Genomic DNA, 18,962 nt, shown 5'->3' with positions numbered 1-18,962 from the left:
ACGTGCGACACAGCGGTGGTTCTCGCGTCAGGTCGTCCGAGGCGCTGCGTCTTGCCAAATACCACGGATCACCCGTCCGTGCGACCCGGCGGTCCCACCCGACACGCCGGGCACCACCCGAGGAGCCATCATGACGAACAATCGACCAGCCGGCTCGCACCGGCCTGCGGCCGCGGTCGCCGCCCCCCTCTCGACCGCCGCCCTGCCGTGGCGCCTGCTCTCCCTGGCGCTCGCGGCCCTGCTCGCGCTCGTCGGCGTGCTCGCGATGCCGCGCGCGGCAGCGGCCGCGGAGCTCGACGCCATCAAGACGGTCACGATCACCGAGCCGCGCGACGAGGTGCACCTCTGGGAGTCGCTGCGGATCGAGGCCACGTGGGCCGTGCCCGACGGGTCGCGTGCCGGGGACACCTTCACCCTCGCGTTCCCGCAGTCGCCCCGTGTGACCGGCTTCGCGACGACCTTCGACCTCAAGACCCCCGAGGGGGCGGTCGTCGGGACCTGCGACGTCACGCAGGACGGCTTCGCGTGCACGCTCAGCCCGTATGTCGAGACCGCGACCAACGTGCACGGCACGCTGTACTTCTGGGCGCAGGTCGACGACGTGGGCGAGGGCGGCACGTTCGCGTTCGTGACGGGCAACGACATGGTGATCAAGGTCCCGGTGCCGGGCGGCGGGGTGATCCCGGGGGAGGGCTGGTCGGCCCCCGAGCAGCCCCTCAAGAACGGCTGGGTCAGCACCGACGGCAGGACCGCAGTCTGGGACGTCTTCGTGCCGAGCGAGTTCCTGGCCGCAGCAGCAGGCGGCCCGGTCGTCGTGACCGACACGTACGACCCGCGGCTGACCATGAGGGACGACTCGCTCGTGGTCGGCTACGTCGCGCTGGCCGACTGGGACGACGGCGACTTCTCCGACGACGCCGTGTGGCTCGAGCGCGGCACGGGGTACGTCTACACCCCGGACGTCGCGGGGTCCTCGTTCGACCTCACGTTCGTCGACCCCGTGACCGACGGGTCGCGCATGTACATGGTCCGCTACGAGATGACGCTGCCGGCGGGTGTCCGGGACGGCGACACGTTCGGCAACCAGATCGCGGGCAGCACCGGCTGGGACGACCAGCGTGTCCTCGAGTACGCCGGCGCGGGGGGTGACGGCGACGGGGACGGCAACGGCGAGCTCCGGCTGACCAAGCGTGTCACGGGTGACGGCGCCGCCTCGGTCCCGGCGGGGACCGAGTTCACCGTCGAGTACACGACCGAGCGGGACGGGCGCACCGCGTCGGGAAGCCTGACCGTGACCGACGGCGCCACGGTGTCCCTGCCCGGTCTCGCGGCCGGGACCGTGGTCACGCTGAGCGAGGTCTCGCCCGCCGCGATCGACGGCGTGACCTGGGGTGCGCCGGTGTTCTCGGGCGAGGGCGTCACCACCGTCGAGGGCGGGGCACAGGTGACGGTCGGCGAGGAGGGCGTGGTCGAGGTGGCGCTCGAGAACCCCGCGACCCCGGTCGTCCCGCCCGCGACGGTGCCCCCGGTGACCGAGCCTCCCGGCGAGACGCCGTCGGTCGCGGTCGTGCCGCCGACCGAGCCGCCTGCCGCTCGGCCGACGGCGACGGGCGGTGCCCTGGCCACGACGGGTGCGACGGTCGGGGTGCTCGCCGGCGCGGCGGCCCTGCTGCTCGGGACGGGGCTGACGCTCGTCGCGCTCCGGCGTCGCGGAGCCGCGTCCTGAACCTGTCCTGAGGGCAGCGGCCCCGGGGGCGACCGGTCCGTCGACCGGCCGCCCCCGGGGCCGCAGTAGCGTGGAGGCATGGTCTCCCACGCAGTGGTCAACGTGCTCGACGCCGTCCCCGACCCGGGCGCTGCCCCACCCGTGCGCTGGGGGATCCTCGGCGCGGGGAACATCGCGGGATCGTTCGCCGACGAGGTGCGGACGTTCACGCAGGGCCACGTGGCGGCCGTGGGCTCGCGCGACGAGCACCGGGCACGGGACTTCGCGCAGCGGCACGCGCCCTCGGCGACCGTCCACGGCTCGTACGAGGCGCTCGTGGCGGACCCCGACGTGGACGTCGTGTACGTCGCGACCCCGCACTCGCACCACCGCGACCACGGGCTGCTCGCGATCGCGGCGGGCAAGCCCGTGCTCATGGAGAAGGCGTTCACGCGCAACGAGGCGGAGGGTCGCGAGGTGCTCGACGCCGCGCGGGCCGCGGGCGTGTTCGTCATGGAGGCCATGCTCACGCGGCACCTGCCGCACGTCGCCGCGATCCGCGCGCTGATCGCGCAGGGTGAGATCGGCGAGGTCCGGTCGGTCACGGCGAACTACGGGTCGAACGCCGCGTACGACCCGGCGGGCCGGCTCTTCGCGCCCGAGCTCGCGGGGGGTGCGCTGCTCGACATCGGGATCTACCCGCTCGCGTTCGCGACGGACCTCCTGGGCATGCCCGACGACGTCACGGCCGTCGGTCTCGCGGCTCCCACCGGGGTGGACGCCCAGTCGACCGTGGTGCTGCGGTACGGGGACCGCGCGACGGCGACGCTCGCCTCGTCGGTCCTGGCGCAGTCGGCGACGTCGCTCGTGATCGCGGGGTCGGGCGGACGGATCGAGGTCGTCGACCGCTTCATGGTGCCCACGGCCTTCAGCGTGGTCTGGGCCGACGGCGCGCGCCGCGACTACGACGGGTACGCGCCCGGGGCCAAGCAGTACGAGGCAGCCGAGGTCGCGCGCTGCCTCGCGGCGGGGCTCACCGAGAGCCCGCGCATGACGTGGCAGGACACGCTCGACCTCCTGCAGGTCATGGACCGGGCGCGCGCCCAGCTGGGGGTCGTGTACCCGGGGGAGTGAGCGCGGCGTGCGCCGTGCGCCCGCAACCTCGGTTGCCGAGAACGAGGTCGTGGTCGTCCTGACGGCCAGGACGAACTCGATCGCTGGGTTCGACCGCACGCAACCTCGTGCTCGTCCGCGACGGCCTGGGCGCTGTACGACCACACCTCGGGCAATCACCCGTGGCAGCGTTCTCACGGGGTTAGCGTGAACCCATGAGCAACGACGCCCGCACCGCGGCACCGACCGACCAGCCCACCTCCCTGCCTCACTTCGCTGCGACCGCCGCCGACCTCCCCGAGGTGATCTCCGGCGTCGTGCCCGATCCCCGGACCGCGCCCACGGTCCGCTGGGGGATCCTCGGGGCCGGGAACATCGCCGGGTCGTTCGCCGAGGCCGTGCGCGACCACACGCGGGCGCGCGTCGTGGCCGTGGGCTCGCGAGACCGCGTCCGGGCCGAGCGCTTCGCGACCGAGCACGGCATCCACACGACCCACGCCGACTACACCGAGCTCGTCGAGGACCCTCAGGTCGACGTCGTGTACGTCGCCACGCCCCACTCGCACCACCGGGACCACGCGCTGCTGGCCATCGCCGCGGGCAAGCACGTCCTGGTCGAGAAGGCGTTCACGCGCAACGAGGCCGAGGCGCGCGAGATCCTCGACGCCGCGCGGGCCGCGGGGGTGTTCGTCATGGAGGCCATGTGGACGCGCTTCCTGCCGCACGTCGCGGCGCTGCGCGGGGTGATCGCGCGCGGTGAGATCGGCCAGATCGTCAACGTGACCGCCGACCACGGCCAGTTCTTCCCGTTCGACCCCGAGCACCGGCTCTACGCACCCGACCTCGCGGGCGGTGCGCTGCTCGACCTGGGCGTGTACCCCGTGTCGTTCGCGCACGACGTGCTGGGGGCGCCGTCGTCGGTCACCGCGGTCGGTGCGCTGACCGAGACAGGGGTCGACGGCCAGCTCGGCATCACGCTCGGGTACGGCCGGGCCATGGCCACGCTGTCGACGACCCTGTGGTCGCAGACGCCCAACGTGGCGTCGATCTCCGGGACCGCGGGGCGCATCGAGGTCGAGGGCACGTTCTACGCCCCGACGTCGTTCCGCGTGGTCCGTCACGACGGCGCCGAGTGGCGCTACGAGGGCTTCCGGGGCGAGGGCAAGCAGTACCAGGCGGCCGAGGTCGCGCGGTGCGTCGAGGCAGGCCTGACCGAGAGCCCGCGCATGACGTGGCAGGACACGCTCGACGTCATGCGGACCATGGACGAGGTCCGCCGCCAGACGGGCGTGGTCTACCCGGGCGAGTGAGCCGGGTCGCGTGAAGGGGTGCCGCGCCCGCCCGGGGTGCCGAGAACGGGGTCGTGGTCGTCCTGACGAGCAGGACGACCACGACCCCGTTCTCGCCGGGCGCGGGGCTCAGCCCGCGGTCGGCTCGTCCGTGTGCTCGACGACGTAGCTGCGGCCGTCCGGACCCGTCACGTACTCGAAGCGCGTCTTGAGCTCGCGGTCGCGCTCGGCCTCGGCCGCGGAGACGCCGCGCCCGGGAGAGCCCTGCTTCCCGACCTGGGCGGGGCCGAAGATCGGCAGGAACGTCTCGGTCATGCGCAGGCCCAGGGGGCGTCGTCGCTGCTTGTCGGCCATGCGCCTCTCCTCACGAGAACGGTGCAACTGCATGGTGCACCAATGATTGGTGTACCAAGCATAGGCGAGATCTGGCTACCATGGCGACATGACCACCTCGACCGAGAGCCCCGCAACGCCCGCCCGCAGCGGCTACGACCCCCTCGCTCTCGAGTCGCAGGTCTGCTTCGCGCTGTCCGCGGGGGCGCGTGCCATGGTCGCCATGTACAAGCCGCTGCTCGAGCCCTTGCGCCTGACCCACCCGCAGTACCTCGTGATGCTGGCCCTGTGGCAGGACGCGGCGGCCGGTGAGCGCACCACGGCCACGTCGCTCGCGGACCGGCTCCACCTGGACCCCGGCACGCTCTCGCCGCTCGTCCGCCGTCTGGAGACCACGGGGTACCTCACCCGGTCGCGCAACGAGCACGACGGCCGGGTCGTCGACGTCACGCTGACCCCGGCCGGTCGCGAGCTGCGCGACCAGGCCGAGCACGTCCCGCCCGCGATCACCGCCGCGACGGACCTGACCCTCGACGAGCTCGTCGAGGTCCACGCGGCGGCCTCGAAGGTCGTGGCCGCGGCCCTGCGTGCGGGTGTGATCTAGCCCGGCGCTGCGCAGGCCGGGTGCCCGCGGCCGCCCGCAGCCGCCCCCGGCGACATGTCGTACGTGGCCCACGGGATCGCGGTCGCGAAGGAGTCGTCGAGCCAGCGGCCGTGCGAGCCGTCGAACGGCCGCGCGAACGCCCGCAGCACCGCGAAGCCCGCAGACGCGTCCCAGTCGTGCCTAGGGTGGCGCGATGACCACCCCTGCTTTCTCCGCCCCCCGGGCGACCCGCGCGCGCGGCCTGGCCGCCGCGGCGCTCCGCCAGTGGCACCTTCACCCCCGGTGGGCCATGGCGCTGCGCGGCGCCGTGGCCGCCGCCGTCGCGTGGGTCGTCGGGATCGTGCTGCCCGAGCCCTTCTCCGACTATCCGTACTACGCGCCGCTCGGCGCCGTCGTCGCGACCACGAGCACCGTGGCCCGGTCCGTCCGGGAGTCCTTCCAGGCGGTCGGTGCGATCGTCGTCGGGGCGCTCGTCGCGCGCGGCGTGGACGTCGTGCTCGCGCCCAGCGCGCTGTCGATCGCGCTCGTCGTCGCGATCGCGATCCTCGTCGCGGGGTGGGGGCTCCTGGGTGACATGGGGTCGTGGGCCGTGACCTCGGCGCTGTTCGTCCTCATCATCGGGAACGCGGACAAGGTCGGGTACATGGGGGCGTACATCGGGCTCGTCCTGGTCGGTGCGCTGGTCGGGATCGGGATCAACCTGCTCTTCCCGCCGCTGCCCCTCGTGGCGTCCGACGTCGACCTCGACCGTCTCAGGAGCGCGCTCGCAGACCAGCTCGACCACCTCGCGGACGGGCTCGACAGCGACGTCGCGCCCTCACCCGAGGAGTGGGACGACCGGCGTCTGCTCCTCGGTCCGGTGGTCGACCGGTCGCAGCGGTCGGCCGAGCAGGCGCGCGAGGCGGCGCACATCAACCGCCGGGCCCGCCGGTACGCCGAGGCGACCCGGGCGCAGGGCTCTCAGGCAGCAGCGCTGGGCGTCACGTCGTCGGTCGTCGGGGACCTGACGCGCCTCGTCACGGGGTGGGAGAGGCAGGACCTCGACGACCTCGCGTTCGGGGAGTCCCTGCGACCCCTCGTGCGCGATGCCCTGCGTGCGTACGCGGACGCCGTGCGGTCCACGGTCGGGGCGCTCGCGGAACCCGAGGCGCTCGACCGCGTCCTGGACACGACCGAGCGGCTGCGACGCGGCGTGCGCGACGTGCGCAGCGGCTCGGACGAGGACTACTTCGTGGCGGGGGCGACCGTGCTCGCGATCCGGCGCGGGGTCGCAGCGCTGGGCGGGGAGTAGGGCTCGCGCAGCCCTGCGGACCGGGCGCGGCGAGAGGCCGCGCGGCTACCCTGGTCCGGGACGCCGTCCGGGAGCCCACGATCAGGAGGTCGTCCGATGAGCACGTCCGCCTCGGTCGCCGTGCAGGAGATCCTCGCGCGGTGGCACGGCTTCCAGGAGTGCTACCTCGAGGAGGTCCGCGTCGAGGAGTTCGGCTACAGCCTCCGCCTGACCTTCGACCACGTGTGGCAGTCCGAGGGTGTCCTGCGGGACGACCTCGACGTGCCGTCGCTCGTCTCGCTCCGGTGCGTGGGGGTCCGCAGGCTCGAGTACGTCGCAGATGCCCCCGCGCGCACCGTCGCCAACCGGGCGCAGCTCGCACCCGGCTGCACCGAGGTCTCGCTCGTCGTCGCGATCCCTTCGGACGATCCCGTCGCGATCCGTCTCGGGTGGGAGTGGGACGGGCGCGAGCTGGAGATCCACTGTGTGGCCGTCGAGGAGGTGCCGCCCGAGGCCACTGGCGCACCGTGAGCGAGCGTCAGGCGTCGGTCACGCTGATCGACCCGTCCTGCCCGACGGCGAAGCGCACCTGGTCGAGCCCGCTCGCCCCCGCGTCGGGGGCCACGGCGGCGCCGGCGAGCTGCTCGAGCGAGTGCGTGCCCTCGACGACGAGCACCGCGCACCCGGCCGCCCGTCCGGCCGCGACCCCGGCGGGCGCGTCCTCGACCACGAGGCACCGCGACGGGTCGACGCCCAGGCGCTCGGCGCCCAGCAGGAACGGGTCGGGGTCGGGCTTGCCGTGCGTGACGTCGTCGGCCGTGACGACGACCGCGGGCGGGACGAGGCCGGACGCCCCGATGCGCGCCGCGGCGAGCGGCCGCGTGCACGACGTGACGATCGCCTGGCGCGTGGCCGGCAGGGACGCGAACGCGTCGACCGTGCCGGGCAGGATCCGCACGCCCTCGTTGTCGTTGAGCTCGAGGTCGTGGATCCGTTCGTACGCCTCCTCGACCTGGTCGGCCGGCAGGAGCCGCGCGATGAAGGTGCGGGCGGGGGTGCCGTGCTCGATCTGGAACGAGTCGGCGTCCGGCAGCCCGTACTCGTGCGCCCACCGGCGCCAGTTGCGGTCCACGGCGGGCACCGAGTCGATCAGGGTGCCGTCCATGTCGAACAGGATCGCGTCGAACGTGCGCCCGGCGAACGCGGTGCCCGGCGTCGGGAGCGCGGGGGGCTCGGGGAGGTCGGGGCTGGGCACGGGGAGGACGGACATGCCCCGAGGCTACCGGCCGTGCCGGGCTGCCCGACGGGTGTCAGGCGGCCCGACTATCGTGGGCGCGTGAGCACACCCGGTTACTTCATCTCGTTCGAGGGCGGCGACGCCGTCGGCAAGTCCACCCAGTCCCGCCTCCTGGGGGAGTGGCTGGGCGAGCTGACCGGCCGCGAGGTCGTGCTGACGCGCGAGCCCGGGGGCACAGAGCTGGGTGTCGAGCTGCGCCAGGCCGTGCTGCACGGCCGGGACATGGACGCTCGCACCGAGGCCCTCATCTACGCCGCGGACCGCGCGCACCACGTCGCCCACCTGGTCCGCCCCGCGCTCGAGCGCGGCGCGGTCGTCGTGACGGACCGCTACCTCGACTCGTCGGTCGCCTACCAGGCGGGCGGGCGGGAGCTCGGTGTCGACGAGGTCGAGCTCATCTCGCTGTGGGCCGTCCAGGGGCTCATGCCCCACGTGACCGTCCTGCTGGACCTGGACCCGGCCGTCGCGGCCGAGCGTCTCCAGGGGAAGCCGGACCGTCTCGAGAGCGCCGGTCTCGACTTCCACCGGCGCACGCGCGAGGCGTTCCTGTCGCGTGCTGCCGCGGACCCCGAGCGGTGGGTCGTGATCGACGCGACCGCCTCGATCGAGGACATCCAGGCCCAGATCCGGGTGGACCTCGCGGTCCGGCTCGAGCTCACGCCCGTGGTCGAGGAGGCCGAGGACACGGTCGAGGCGCTGCCCGACGACGGGTTCGACGACTCCGACTCCGCGATCGGCTACGCCCCGGACCTCGCGGACCTGCCGGTCACGTCTCCCGTGACGCACCCCGCCCCGGGGCCGGCCGAGCGGACGAGCGCCCCGTGACCGTCTGGGACGACGTCGTGGGGCAGGAGCACGCGGTCGAGCTGCTCTCGGCCGCGGCGACCGACCCCGCGGCCATGACGCACGGCTGGCTCCTGACGGGACCGCCCGGCTCGGGGCGGTCGAACGCCGCGCGGGCCTTCGCGGCCGCGCTGCAGTGCGAGCAGGGCGGGTGCGGGGTGTGCCAGGCGTGCACCACGACCCTCGCGGGCACCCACGCGGACGTGACGATCGTCGCGACCGAGAAGGTGACCATCGCGATCAGCGAGGTGCGTGACCTGGTGGGCGTCGCCAGCCGCCGACCCTCGCAGGGGCGCTGGCGCGTCATCATCGTGGAGGACGCCGACCGCATGGCCGAGCGCACCACCAACGTCCTCCTCAAGGCCATCGAGGAGCCGCCGCCCCGCACGGTCTGGATCCTGTGCGCGCCCAGCCCGCAGGACGTCCTGGTGACGATCCGTTCGCGGTGCCGCGGCGTGGCGCTGCGGGTGCCGCCGGTCGAGGCCGTCGCCCGTCTGCTCGTCGCCCGTGACGGCGTGGACCCCGTCGTGGCCGAGGCCGCTGCGCGCGCCGCCCAGAGCCACATCGGCCTGGCGCGCCGGCTGGCCCGGGACGGCAAGGCGCGCGAGCGCCGCTCCTCGGTCCTGTCGATCGCGCGTCGCATCCGTGGCGTCGGGGACGCCGTGGTCGCTGCGGGCGAGCTGGTCGAGGTGGCCCAGGCCGAGGCCAAGGCCGCGACCGAGGAGCGCGACGCGGTCGAGAAGGCCGAGCTCCTGCGCGCCCTGGGGGTCGAGGCCGGGGGCGTCATGCCGCCCAAGCTGCGCTCTCAGCTCACGGACCTCGAGAAGGACCAGAAGCGCCGTGCGACCCGCCACCAGCGCGACGTCCTGGACCGCGCGATGCTGGACCTGCTCTCGCTCTACCGCGACGTGCTCGTGGTCCAGCTCGGGGCTCACGTGGACCTCGTGAACACCGAGCTCGCGGAGACCGTGCAGGCCCTTGCCGAGGACTCGACCCCCGAGCAGACCGTGCGCCGCATGGACGCGATCGGGGTGGCTCGGGAGCGCCTCGACGGCAATGTGGCGCCGCTGCTCGCGCTCGAGGCCATGGCGATCGCCCTGCGCCCGCAGGGCTGAGCGATGAACGGGCCGCCGTCCACCGAGGGGCTCGATCGGCTCGCGCTCGCTCTGCTCGTCGGCGGCCCGTACTCGGTGGACGGCGTGCCCACGCGACTGGTGTCGGCGGCGTGGCCGCGTGATCAGGAGCACCCCCGCCGGGCCCGTGCCGTGAGCGCCCTGGTCGTGGACCTGGTCCAGGCGGGCCTCGCCTCGCTCCTGGACGTCCGGTATGCCTCGGACCGGGCGACAGCTGCCGTGACCCGTCCGATCCCGGTCGGCGAGGCCGTCCAGGATCCGGCGAGGCTCTTCCCCGTCGGGGCCGCTGCGACGTCTCGAGAGGGGGTCCCGCATCTCTTCGCCGAGGAGCCCCTGGATCTGCTGATGTGGCCCGGCGGTGCCACGCCCGCTCCCGACGACGAGGGGCGCCGGCGTCTGAGCGTGGGGCTCGGTCGGCTCCACGCGCTCTGCGTCGCCGCGAGCGAGGCGGACGGCCCGGCCGTCGAGATCGACGTCCTCGCGCTCCTCGACGTGCTCGTGCGCGTGCGCTTTGCCGGGGCCGAACCGCCCGAGCCAGCGGTCTCGAGCGTGATGCTGGTCCTCTCGGCCGTCGCCGGCGCGAACGCCGCGGACCCGGTCCGTGACGTGGCGGGGTTGCTGGCGTTCCTGAAGGAACGGACCGGGTGGGCGCCCTCCGCGGAGCCCTGGGTGGCGCCTGCGGACCTGTTCGGGTCCGACGCCTGGCTCACGCGCCGCTGAGCGCGAGCCGCTCAGCCCACCGCTCAGACCGTCGACGCCTCGCGCGCGGCGACGATCCGCTCGCCGTTGGCCTCTGACCAGGCGCGGATCGCGTCGACCGGGCCCAGGAGCGAGCGGCCCAGGCCCGTGAGCGAGTACTCGACGCGCGGGGGGACCTCGGCGTAGACGGTCCGCGTCACGATCCCGTCGCGCTCGAGAGAGCGCAGCGTCTGCGTGAGGACCTTGGGGGTCACGGCGCCGATCTTCTCGCGCAGCTCCCCGAACCGCAGCACGCCGGTCCGCAGCGCCATGAGGACGAGCAGCGTCCACTTGTCCCCGAGACGCTCGACCACGAGCCGCGAGGGGCAGGTCGGGGAGAAGACGTCGGGGACCTCGTCGACCGATCCAACAGTATCCATCAGGTAATAATGGCACGTTGAAGTCATTGGTACCCGTTGGATACCGTCAGGTCCATCGCGACGCACCGGGCGTCGTCGGCGCCCCGTGGGGGCGGGTACGAGGAGGCTGACATGAAGGTTCTGCTGACGGGCGGCACGGGATACATCGGGTCCGCGGTGCTCGCCGCGCTCGTGGCTCGCGGTCACGAGGTGACGGCCCTGGTCCGCAGCGAGGGGTCTGCGCGCACGGTCGAGGCCGCGGGAGCGACGCCGGCCGTCGTCGACCTCACGGACACCACGGCGGTCGCCACGCTCCTCGCGGACGCCGACGCCGCGGTCCACGCCGCAGCCGCGAGCGACGGCTCGAGCCCCACGATCGACGCCTCGGTCGTCGACGCGGTCCTCGCGACGTTCGACGGCACGGACCGGCCGTTCGTCCACACGAGCGGCATCTGGGTCTACGGGAACGGGGAAGCGATCGACGAGGACTCGCCCCTGGACCCGCCCGCGATCGTCGCGTGGCGCCTCCCGATCGAGGAGCGGCTCCTCGCGGCCACGGCCCAGGGGCGCGTCGCCGGGTCGGTCGTGGTCCCCGGCGTCGTCTACGGCCATGGTGCGGGCATCCCGGGGATCGTCGCGGGTGCACCGCGCCGCGAGGGGCCCGACGGCGCATCTCTCACCCTCGTGGGCAGCGGCACCCAGCGCTGGGCGACGGTCCACGTCGACGACCTCGCCGAGCTCTACGTGCACGCGGTCGAGCAGGGCCTGACCGGCCGCCTCCTCGGCACGGCCGACGGGTCTGCTTCCGTCATCGACCTGACGCGTGCGGCGAGCCGTGCCGCGGGGCTGGGTGGCGCCGTCGGGCCCGAGGACGAGGACGCGACCCGCGAGCGCCTCGGCGCGCCCTTCGCCGACGCGCTGCTCCTCGACCAGCGGGTCGCGCCCGTGACGCGTGCGCGCGTCCTGGGCTGGAGCCCGAGCCGCCCCTCGCTCGTCGAGGAGCTCGAGACCGGGAGCTACGCGCCTGCCGTGTCTGCGCACTGAGACCCGACGGCCGGGGCGATGGACTTCACCCCGGACTTCCGGGAGGATGTGGCGACCTGCCCCGCGACGAGAGCGAAGCAATGGCCGACAACGGTTCCACCCGGACGACCGACCGACGGGGAGCCGACCGGCGTCACAGCGAGAAGGGCGGCGCTCTTGCGCTGACGGGCGCGGTGATCGCCTGGGGCGTCGCCCTGATCCATCTGGTCAACGGCTTCACCCGGCCGCTCGGGATCATCGATGTGCGGTCGATCTCCCCGACCGGTGCCGCACAGGAGCGCGAGAGCATGTCCGTGAGCGCGGTCGAGGGCACCTCGATGCCATGGACGGACGTCTATCTCCACCGCCCGCTCGACAAGATCGACCTGATCCTGTTCTTCGCGCTCGTCGGGACGGCATGCTTCCTCGGGTACCTGCTGGCTCGCCGCGGGGGACGCGGAGCGCAGGCCGTCCTGGACGGCTCGTCGACCTCCCGCTGGCTCGGGATCGTGCTGATCGCGGTGGGCGTCGTGCCCGCGCTCGCCCAGCAGCAGGGGTCCCTCGCTCGGCTCGCGGACGCCGGGCTCGAGGAGGTCCTCACCCCCGTCGACCCGGAACTCGGCTGGGGGTGGATCGTCGCAGGGCTCGGACTCGTCGTCGTGGTGCCGGCCCTGCAGAAGGCGGCGCGGCGGCGTCGGGACTGAGCGCTGGTGGCACTCGACGTTCACCTGATCGTCGGACGGACGAACCGCAGTGGTCGTCGACGCGTAGCGCGGCAGCGCTAGTGTCGCGAGCGACAAGACACCGGACCACCGGAAAGGGCACTTCGACGATGACCCTCACGCTCACGCTCGTCCGCCACGGGCAGACCGTCCTCAACGCGCGCCGCCACCTCCAGGGGGCGTGCGACTCCCCGCTGACCCGCACGGGTCGCGCCGGGGTGCGCGTGACCGCGCAGCACCTGGCACGTCACGACTTCGGCACCGCGTACTCCTCGCCCCAGGGCCGCGCGGTCCTCACGGCCATGGAGATCCTGCGCCACCACCCCGACCTGCCCATCACGGTCGACACCGACCTGCGCGAGCTGTCGTTCGGCTCGTTCGAGCGGCGTCCCGAGCACGAGCTCGACGCGGTCGTGCCGTGGTCGGTGCTCGTGCCCGCGGTGCTCGCGGGCACGCACCCCGGGGTCGGCGGGGGCGAGCCGGGGGCCGAGTTCATGGCCCGGGTGCGCGGGGTGTTCGGGCGCATCGTGGCCGCGCACGGCGACGCCTCGGGGCCGGGGGCGGCCCACGACCGGAACGTGCTCGTCGTCGGGCACGGGCTGACGCTCGGTGCCTACCTCGCGACGATCGACCCGTCGGGGCTCGCGGCGCTGCCGAACGCCTCGGTCTCGACCGTCGAGGTCACGGACGGTGTCGCGCGCGTCGTGGCCGTGGGCGTCGACGTCGCGGGGCATGTGATCGGGCAGAGCCCGGTCGCGGCGCGGCCCGCACCCGTCTCGGCCTGAGGCCCGCGCCCGCCCGGCACGCGCCGCGACGCGCCCGCCCGGCCGGCATGCGCCGCGGCGCGGCGCGTCAGGCTGCGGGCGGGGTCGGGTCCGGCACGACCACCGGCCCGCCGACGATCGCCTCGATCTCGGCGCGGTAGTACCGGCGCTGCCCACCCAGCGTCCGGATCGCGGAGAGCCGCCCGCGCGACTCCCACCGGCTCACGGTCTGAGGGCCGACACGGAAGACGAGCGCGACCTCTGCGGGGGTCATGAGCTGGTGGGGTCGTTCCGGCCGGTCCATCGTGTCTCCCAGGTTCCTGGCGCGCGCCGCGTGCCCGCTCGGTCGGGCCGCAGGTCGGCGACCCTTTTCTCCCCGATGCTGGTGCACCACGGGTCCACTCACGTGCCGGGGTCCGTCCGGGTGAGTAGGGCCACGGCGGAATCACGGGGTGCTCAGCAGGCTCCGCCGAAGGCCTGAGTAGCCGGGTGAAGTGCTCGCGCGCAGTCGGTCGGATCCAGCGCCTCGTGGCACCCTGGAGTATTCGGCTCATCGCGACGCACTGGGGGAGTGGTGCTGTGACGACAAGGAACGAGACCGACGGAGATCTCGAGGCGGTGCTCGACGCCGTCCTGCGCGGCGACGGACCGCAGCCCGTCGGTCGCTACGTGCTCGACGTCCCGACGGGGAAGTGGTGGTGGTCGGACGAGCTGTTCGCGATGCACGGGTTCGTCCCGGGCGAGGTCGTCCCGACGACCGAGCTCATGCTCGCGCACAAGCACCCGGACGACCTGTCGCGCGTGCAGGGGGTGCTCGCCGAGGTGACCAGCCGTGGGACGCCGTTCAGCTGCACCCACCGGATCATCGACGCCCACGGCCGCACCAGGACCCTGGGCGTGGTGGGGCAGGGGGACCTCGACGACGAGACGGGGGTCGTCACGCGGGTCACGGGGTACTTCATGGACCTGACCGAGACGCACGGCGCGCGCGTCCGGGAGGAGGCCTCGGCGGAGATCAGGGCGTCGGCCTCGCACCGGGCCGCGATCGAGCAGGCCAAGGGCGCGGTCATGGTCCTCTACGGCCTGAGCGAGGACGAGGCGTTCGCGCTGCTGCGCGACCACTCGAGCATCACGAACGAGCCCGTGCGGTCGATCGCTGCTCGACTGATCGCGAGCATGGCGGATCTCGGGGGGAGCACCGCGACGCGGGAGGACCTCGACGCGTTCTTCGCGCCGCCGACCCCGACGCTCCCTGCCGATCTCAGGCTCCCGACGGCGCCGCTCGCCGGGAGCGCGCCACGTCACCGAGGATCACGGCGAGCAGGACACCGTTCGAGATCCAGTTGATCGCGAGCGGGGACAGCACCGGGTAGGTCGCGTAGAGCAGCCCGAGGGCCCCGACGCCAGCGACGTGGGGCAACGACCAGGACCCGCCGGTCGCGCGCCGGAACAGGGTGTTGCCCGCCAGGTAGACCATGCCCGCGCCGCAGATCAGCCCTGCCGTCCACGGGTCGGCGTGCCCTGAGCCCTCGTGACCGAGCGGGTGCAGCAGCACGAGCTCGTCGGCCACGGCCGTGAGCACGATCCCGACCACGAGCAGGTACGGGACGTACGTGTAGGCGGTCTGGGCGATCATGCCCGTCGAGGCCGAGCCGGCGAAGTACGCGGTCGCGCGCCGTTCGGAACGGTCGAAGTACAGCAGCCACATGAGCACGGTCGAGGCGAATGCCGCGAGGAACGCGAGGACCACGGTCGCGCTCAGCTCGAGGTCGCCGAACGCGGTGCCCGTGACGATGATCGACTCGCCTAGGCTGATGATGATGAAGAGGCCGACGCGCTCGGCCATGTGCTCGCCGCGCACGACCCACGTCGAGGGGTCCGTGGGTCCCAGCACGGGCACCCGGAAGAGCGCCCGCGGTCCGGCGTAGTCGACGAGCACCGCGACGATCCACAGGATCAGGCGCCACGAGTCGTCGGGCACCAGGGCGCCCGCGACCCAGAAGATCCCCGAGGTGACCTGCCAGATCGTGATGCGCACGAAGTTCGTGCCGTTCTCGGGCCAGTGCCGGTGGAGCGCGTACGTGGTCCAGGCCGAGCGCCCCACCTGGATGGCGACGAACGTCCCCGCGAACAGCAGGGCCTTCTCACCGAACGCCTCGGGGATCGCGCTCGACATGAGCAGGCCCAGCAGCATGAGCACGAGGAGCAGGGTCCGCACCGGCAGGCGCTCGGGGTCGAGCCAGTTGGTGACCCAGGTGGTGTCGATCCACAGGTACCAGACCGCGGCCCCCAGGATGAGCGTCTGGACCAGCGTGGTGCCGTCGGGGTGGGCGATGAGCGAGTGCGAGAGCTGGGTGACCGCGAACACGAACACGAGGTCGAAGAACAGCTCGATGTAGCCGACCTTGTCCGAGTCGTGCCCGTGCCCGTGGCGCAGGACGTCGGTGCGCATGCCCCACGTGCCCGGCGTGCGGGCCTCGGGCTGGCCGGTCGGGGGAGCGCTCATGGGCGCGATCCTCGCACGCCGTGCGAGCGGCGTCGCGCGCTCACTCCACCGTGAACGCCTTGCCAGGCCAGTAGGCCCACTCCTCGAAGTCCGCGACGCGGCCGTCGTCCGCGAAGCGCAGGATCCACAGGTCCCGGTACTCCTGGGGTTCGGGGCCGCCGTAGCGGACCTCGAGCCGCACCACGGCCGTCGTGCCCTCGACCGCGACGGGCGCGGCCCGCAGGGTGAATGTCTCCCCGGAGTCGACGAGCCAGAAGTCCCGGATCTCGCCGTGGCCGTGCAGGGGCTCGTCGTAGGGCGAGCGGGCGTAGCGGGCGTCCTCGGTGAACAGGGTCTCGACGGCGCGCAGGTCCTCCTCGCGCCAGGCCGCCTCGTACGCGGCGACCCAGGTCATGACGGCCTCGTGGTCCATGCGTGCCTCCGCTCGTCGGTCCCTCGACCGTAGTCCGGGCCGCGCGCGCCCGCATTCGCCTGGTCGTGCGGGCTCGGCCCCCGGCACAATGGCTCTCGGCGGGCACGATCGTCGCGACACCCGCACGCCACCCGACGACAAGGAGGCCCGGCATGGTCGGCACGGCAGCGGTCCTGGGCATGACGGCGGTCGCCCTGGGCATGGTCCTGACCCCCGGACCCAACATGGTCTACCTGGTCTCGCGCAGCATCAGCCAGGGGTGGCAGGCGGGCATGGTCTCGCTCGCGGGGACCGCGGCCGGGTTCGTGGTCTACATGACCCTGGCGAACGTGGGCCTCGCAGCGGTCTTCGTCGTGGTGCCGTGGCTGTACGTCGGCCTGAAGGTCGCGGGCGCGTGCTACCTCCTCTATCTCGCGTGGAGGACGCTGCGCCCGGGTGGGCGCTCTCCGTTCGAGGCGCAGGACCTCCCGCGCGACTCGCGCGCGACCCTCTTCCGCATGGGCCTGCTCACGAACCTGCTCAACCCCAAGGCCGCGATCATGTACCTCGCGCTCATCCCGCAGTTCATCGACCCGACCGCGGGCAGCGTCATGGGGCAGGGGTTCGTGCTGGGCGGCGTGCAGATCGGGGTGAGCGTGCTCGTCAACGCGGGGATCGTGCTGGCCGCGGGCAGCATCGCGGTGTTCCTGCGCTCGCGCCCCACGTGGATGCGCTGGCAGCGGCGCGCGACCGGCACGCTGCTGGGCGCGGTGGGGGTCAAGCTCGCGATGGACGCACCTGCCCCGGCGACGGCGTGAGGACGCGCCGCGACGAGTGGGTCGTGGATACCGACGGTCTCTCCGACGAGGAGCGGGTACGCACGACGCGCGAGGTCCTCGCACTGTTCGCGTCCGACGTGGCCGAGGTGGCGTTCGACGTCGTGACACCGGACGGGCCGATCCCGCCGGGCTTCGCGGAAGCTGCGAAACTCTTGCGTCACCGGGCCGGAGGTCCCGTCGATGACCCGGGGTGCTGGACGTTCGACCGCGCGCCGGTCGACGACGAGGTCTGGGCCGCACTCCTGGCCGTCGCCCCGTCCTCGTACTCCGCGGACCTCTACGGCCCGCAGGGCGGCGCGCCGGTCGTCTCGCTCGCCGACGAGGCGACGTCGGTGGGCGTCCGGGCGACCGGGGAGCGGCTCGCCCAGGTCGAGCGGGTCGTCGGCAGGGACCGGTTGGTCCCCCTCGCGGAGTGGCACGCGCGTCGTCGTGCCACCCGCCGCGAGGCCCGACGGCGCCGCTCACCGCACAGGTCGGCCTCACCCGGGTCCTGACCGGGGGAGAGGCGTGGTGACGTGCGGGTGGTGCGCTCCGCCGTCGGGCCGAGGCCCGTGTCCTGACGACGAACCGCGGGCGCTGGTACGGTCGGCGCGCAGCGGGCACCGTCGCGGGCTCGGGGGCTGGAGGGGGCACGAGATGGAAGACGCCGATCGGGGGATGTGGACCTGGCTCGCGGTCCTTGCGGTCGTGGTGCTGGGGGCGGCAGTGTGGTGGACGACCTCCGACTCCGCGCTCGTGGCCCGCGGAGGTGAGGAGCTCGATCTGATGTACGACTACTCGTCGCTCGAGGAGCTGGCGGTCGAGACCACGGACGTCGCCGTCGTCGAACCGACCGGGGAGACCTGGACCGAGCACGTCAGCGAGGCTCCCTTCGTCGTGACCGAGCTCAGGGTCGTGAGCTCGGACGACGGCCCGCTGGTCGCCGACGACCTCATCACGATCCGTCAGGACGACGGGCGCTATGTCAACGCCGCGCCCGTCCCGCGCGCGGGGGAGCGCTACGTGATCTTCCTCGACCGGTCCGAGAACGACCCGGGCGGGACGAGATACGGGATCGTCGGCGCTCAGGCGGTATGGCACCTCGACGGTGCGAGGGGCAAGCTCACGACGCCGAAGAGCTCCTTGCCGCGACGGGTGACGGTGTCAGGTTCTGAGGGTGGGCTGCGCGTCTCGTCGCGGTAGCGGGTTCGTGCAGGGACCGCGACCCCAGCGCGAGCAGCGGTGCCGCGAGCGTCGCCCCGGCGACGAAGAGAGCGACGCCCGTCCACCCCGCGTGGACCCACGCGACGCCCCCGAGCCAGCCGAGCAGGCTCGACGCCGCGTAGTAGAAGACGTTGTAGAGCGACGTGGCCTGCGCCCGCCCCACGACCGCCCGGTGCCCCACCCACCCCGACGCGACCGCGTGCGCCCCGAAGAACGCCGCTGTCAGGACCACAAGACCCAGCAGGATCACGGGCAGCTGCGGGGCGAGCGTCAGGAGCGCCCCCGCGCTCATCGCGGCCCCCGCTGCCGCCAGGACGCGGCGGCGCCCCCACCGGACCGTGAGGCTGCCCGCGAGCCTCGACGAGACCGTCCCGCCCAGGTAGGCGAAGAACACGAGCGACGTGATCGCGGGCGACAGCAGGTAGGGCGGGGCCTCGAGGCGGAAGCCCAGGTAGTTGTAGATGGTCACGAACCCGCCGATGACCAGGGCGCCGTTGGCGTACAGGACGAGCAGGCCGCGGTCGCGCAGGTTGGCGGTCACCAGCGCGCCCACCTCGCGCAGCCGCGCGCCGCCCGGAGAGAAGCCCCGTGCGCGGGGAACCAGCAGCACGAACGCCAGGGTCGCGACCGCGCACAGCGCCGACACCGTCGCGAGGCCCACGCGCCACCCCGCGAGCTCGGCGACCGGCGCTGCGAGCACCCGGCCCGCGAGCCTCGACGAGACCGTCCCGCCCAGGTAGGCGAAGAACACGAGCGACGTGATCGCGGGCGACAGCAGGTAGGGCGGGGCCTCGAGGCGGAAGCCCAGGTAGTTGTAGATGGTCACGAAC

General features: G+C 73.4%; 23 protein-coding genes. 16 read left to right on the top strand and 7 right to left on the bottom strand.

Annotated elements, in window-relative coordinates:
• Nucleotides 1-130: 130 nt before the first annotated feature.
• The 3 genes from OERS_RS17140 (at nt 131) to OERS_RS17130 (ending at nt 4,128) form a co-directional block, all read left to right on the top strand.
• A complete protein-coding gene (locus OERS_RS17140; protein WP_068627283.1) occupies nt 131-1,726 on the top strand; it encodes a DUF5979 domain-containing protein in 1,596 nt (531 codons plus the stop codon).
• A gap of 78 nt (nt 1,727-1,804) precedes the next feature.
• A complete protein-coding gene (locus OERS_RS17135) occupies nt 1,805-2,839 on the top strand; it encodes a Gfo/Idh/MocA family protein (protein ID WP_068627280.1) in 1,035 nt (344 codons plus the stop codon).
• A gap of 194 nt (nt 2,840-3,033) precedes the next feature.
• On the top strand, nt 3,034-4,128 hold the full coding sequence (locus OERS_RS17130) for a Gfo/Idh/MocA family protein (protein WP_082848779.1): 1,095 nt from the start codon (nt 3,034-3,036) through the stop codon (nt 4,126-4,128).
• A 108-nt stretch (nt 4,129-4,236) separates the two neighbouring features.
• On the opposite strand, the gene OERS_RS17125 is transcribed toward OERS_RS17130, so the two are convergent.
• The gene (locus OERS_RS17125; RefSeq protein ID WP_056762982.1) at nt 4,237-4,461 is read right to left on the bottom strand and encodes a hypothetical protein; all 225 of its coding nucleotides are present in this window, start codon (nt 4,459-4,461) and stop codon (nt 4,237-4,239) included.
• Nucleotides 4,462-4,549: 88 nt separating this feature from the next.
• Between OERS_RS17125 and OERS_RS17120 the strand changes: the two genes are divergently transcribed.
• From OERS_RS17120 to OERS_RS17110, 3 genes are all read left to right on the top strand, one after another.
• Complete coding sequence (locus tag OERS_RS17120; protein ID WP_068627278.1) at nt 4,550-5,044, top strand: MarR family winged helix-turn-helix transcriptional regulator; 495 nt, start codon at nt 4,550-4,552, stop codon at nt 5,042-5,044.
• A 193-nt stretch (nt 5,045-5,237) separates the two neighbouring features.
• Complete coding sequence (locus tag OERS_RS17115) at nt 5,238-6,335, top strand: FUSC family protein (protein WP_139107908.1); 1,098 nt, start codon at nt 5,238-5,240, stop codon at nt 6,333-6,335.
• A 96-nt stretch (nt 6,336-6,431) separates the two neighbouring features.
• Nucleotides 6,432-6,845, top strand: coding sequence for a hypothetical protein (locus tag OERS_RS17110; protein WP_068627274.1), 414 nt, complete (start codon nt 6,432-6,434; stop codon nt 6,843-6,845).
• A 7-nt stretch (nt 6,846-6,852) separates the two neighbouring features.
• Here OERS_RS17110 and OERS_RS17105 read toward each other — a convergent pair whose 3' ends face one another.
• Complete coding sequence (locus OERS_RS17105) at nt 6,853-7,584, bottom strand: HAD-IA family hydrolase (protein WP_083201576.1); 732 nt, start codon at nt 7,582-7,584, stop codon at nt 6,853-6,855.
• 66 nt (nt 7,585-7,650) lie between these two features.
• Between OERS_RS17105 and tmk the strand changes: the two genes are divergently transcribed.
• Genes tmk through OERS_RS17090 form a run of 3 tightly spaced genes read left to right on the top strand, consistent with a single transcriptional unit; the run spans nt 7,651 to nt 10,307 of the window.
• Entirely contained in the window at nt 7,651-8,436 is a 786-nt protein-coding gene (tmk, locus tag OERS_RS17100; protein WP_082608778.1) for a dTMP kinase, read from the top strand.
• On the top strand, nt 8,433-9,569 hold the full coding sequence (locus OERS_RS17095; RefSeq protein WP_056649385.1) for a DNA polymerase III subunit delta': 1,137 nt from the start codon (nt 8,433-8,435) through the stop codon (nt 9,567-9,569). The genes tmk and OERS_RS17095 overlap by 4 nt, the downstream gene beginning before the upstream one ends.
• Nucleotides 9,570-9,572: 3 nt before the next feature.
• The gene (locus OERS_RS17090; RefSeq protein WP_068627273.1) at nt 9,573-10,307 is read left to right on the top strand and encodes a hypothetical protein; all 735 of its coding nucleotides are present in this window, start codon (nt 9,573-9,575) and stop codon (nt 10,305-10,307) included.
• Nucleotides 10,308-10,330: 23 nt separating this feature from the next.
• On the opposite strand, the gene OERS_RS17085 is transcribed toward OERS_RS17090, so the two are convergent.
• Nucleotides 10,331-10,705 (bottom strand): winged helix-turn-helix transcriptional regulator, encoded by a 375-nt coding sequence (locus OERS_RS17085; protein WP_056649391.1) that lies wholly within the window; start codon nt 10,703-10,705, stop codon nt 10,331-10,333.
• A 111-nt stretch (nt 10,706-10,816) separates the two neighbouring features.
• On the opposite strand from OERS_RS17085, the gene OERS_RS17080 reads away from it, so the two are divergent.
• The 3 genes from OERS_RS17080 to OERS_RS17070 all read left to right on the top strand — a co-directional run bounded on the left by OERS_RS17080 (nt 10,817) and on the right by OERS_RS17070 (nt 13,214).
• Nucleotides 10,817-11,728: an NAD-dependent epimerase/dehydratase family protein gene (locus OERS_RS17080; RefSeq protein WP_068627270.1), complete on the top strand. Its 912-nt coding sequence runs from the start codon at nt 10,817-10,819 to the stop codon at nt 11,726-11,728.
• An 80-nt stretch (nt 11,729-11,808) separates the two neighbouring features.
• Nucleotides 11,809-12,411: a hypothetical protein gene (locus OERS_RS17075; protein WP_068627267.1), complete on the top strand. Its 603-nt coding sequence runs from the start codon at nt 11,809-11,811 to the stop codon at nt 12,409-12,411.
• A 128-nt stretch (nt 12,412-12,539) separates the two neighbouring features.
• Nucleotides 12,540-13,214: a histidine phosphatase family protein gene (locus tag OERS_RS17070; RefSeq protein WP_068627265.1), complete on the top strand. Its 675-nt coding sequence runs from the start codon at nt 12,540-12,542 to the stop codon at nt 13,212-13,214.
• Between the two features lie 67 nt (nt 13,215-13,281).
• Here the strand turns inward: OERS_RS17070 and OERS_RS17065 are convergent, their stop codons facing one another.
• Nucleotides 13,282-13,497 carry a BldC family transcriptional regulator gene (locus OERS_RS17065; protein ID WP_068627263.1) on the bottom strand — a complete coding sequence of 72 codons (216 nt, stop codon included), beginning with the start codon at nt 13,495-13,497 and terminating at the stop codon, nt 13,282-13,284.
• Nucleotides 13,498-13,772: 275 nt separating this feature from the next.
• On the opposite strand from OERS_RS17065, the gene OERS_RS17060 reads away from it, so the two are divergent.
• Nucleotides 13,773-14,540: a PAS and ANTAR domain-containing protein gene (locus OERS_RS17060; RefSeq protein ID WP_082848781.1), complete on the top strand. Its 768-nt coding sequence runs from the start codon at nt 13,773-13,775 to the stop codon at nt 14,538-14,540.
• Here the strand turns inward: OERS_RS17060 and OERS_RS17055 are convergent.
• Nucleotides 14,455-15,699, bottom strand: a complete 1,245-nt coding sequence (locus OERS_RS17055; RefSeq protein WP_083201575.1) for a low temperature requirement protein A — start codon at nt 15,697-15,699, stop codon at nt 14,455-14,457. The two genes, OERS_RS17060 and OERS_RS17055, sit on opposite strands and share 86 nt — an antisense overlap.
• 40 nt (nt 15,700-15,739) lie before the next feature.
• Nucleotides 15,740-16,111 (bottom strand): YybH family protein, encoded by a 372-nt coding sequence (locus tag OERS_RS17050; protein WP_068627260.1) that lies wholly within the window; start codon nt 16,109-16,111, stop codon nt 15,740-15,742.
• Nucleotides 16,112-16,263: 152 nt separating this feature from the next.
• Here OERS_RS17050 and OERS_RS17045 point away from each other — a divergent pair, with 152 nt between their 5' ends.
• The 3 genes from OERS_RS17045 to OERS_RS17035 all read left to right on the top strand — a co-directional run bounded on the left by OERS_RS17045 (nt 16,264) and on the right by OERS_RS17035 (nt 18,111).
• Entirely contained in the window at nt 16,264-16,908 is a 645-nt protein-coding gene (locus tag OERS_RS17045; protein WP_056649407.1) for a LysE family translocator, read from the top strand.
• Nucleotides 16,909-16,931: 23 nt separating this feature from the next.
• Nucleotides 16,932-17,423, top strand: a complete 492-nt coding sequence (locus OERS_RS17040; RefSeq protein WP_139107907.1) for a hypothetical protein — start codon at nt 16,932-16,934, stop codon at nt 17,421-17,423.
• A 142-nt stretch (nt 17,424-17,565) separates the two neighbouring features.
• Nucleotides 17,566-18,111: a hypothetical protein gene (locus tag OERS_RS17035; protein WP_139107906.1), complete on the top strand. Its 546-nt coding sequence runs from the start codon at nt 17,566-17,568 to the stop codon at nt 18,109-18,111.
• On the opposite strand, the gene OERS_RS21620 is transcribed toward OERS_RS17035, so the two are convergent.
• Nucleotides 18,032-18,962 (bottom strand): MFS transporter (locus OERS_RS21620; protein WP_409365930.1); only part of this gene is annotated, 931 nt, incomplete at its 5' end. The genes OERS_RS17035 and OERS_RS21620 overlap by 80 nt on opposite strands.

Source organism: Oerskovia enterophila, from assembly GCF_001692445.1.
Taxonomy (GTDB): domain Bacteria; phylum Actinomycetota; class Actinomycetes; order Actinomycetales; family Cellulomonadaceae; genus Oerskovia; species Oerskovia enterophila.
The sequence above is the reverse complement of the archived record's forward strand: the minus strand, read 5'-3'. Positions and strand labels throughout refer to the sequence as shown.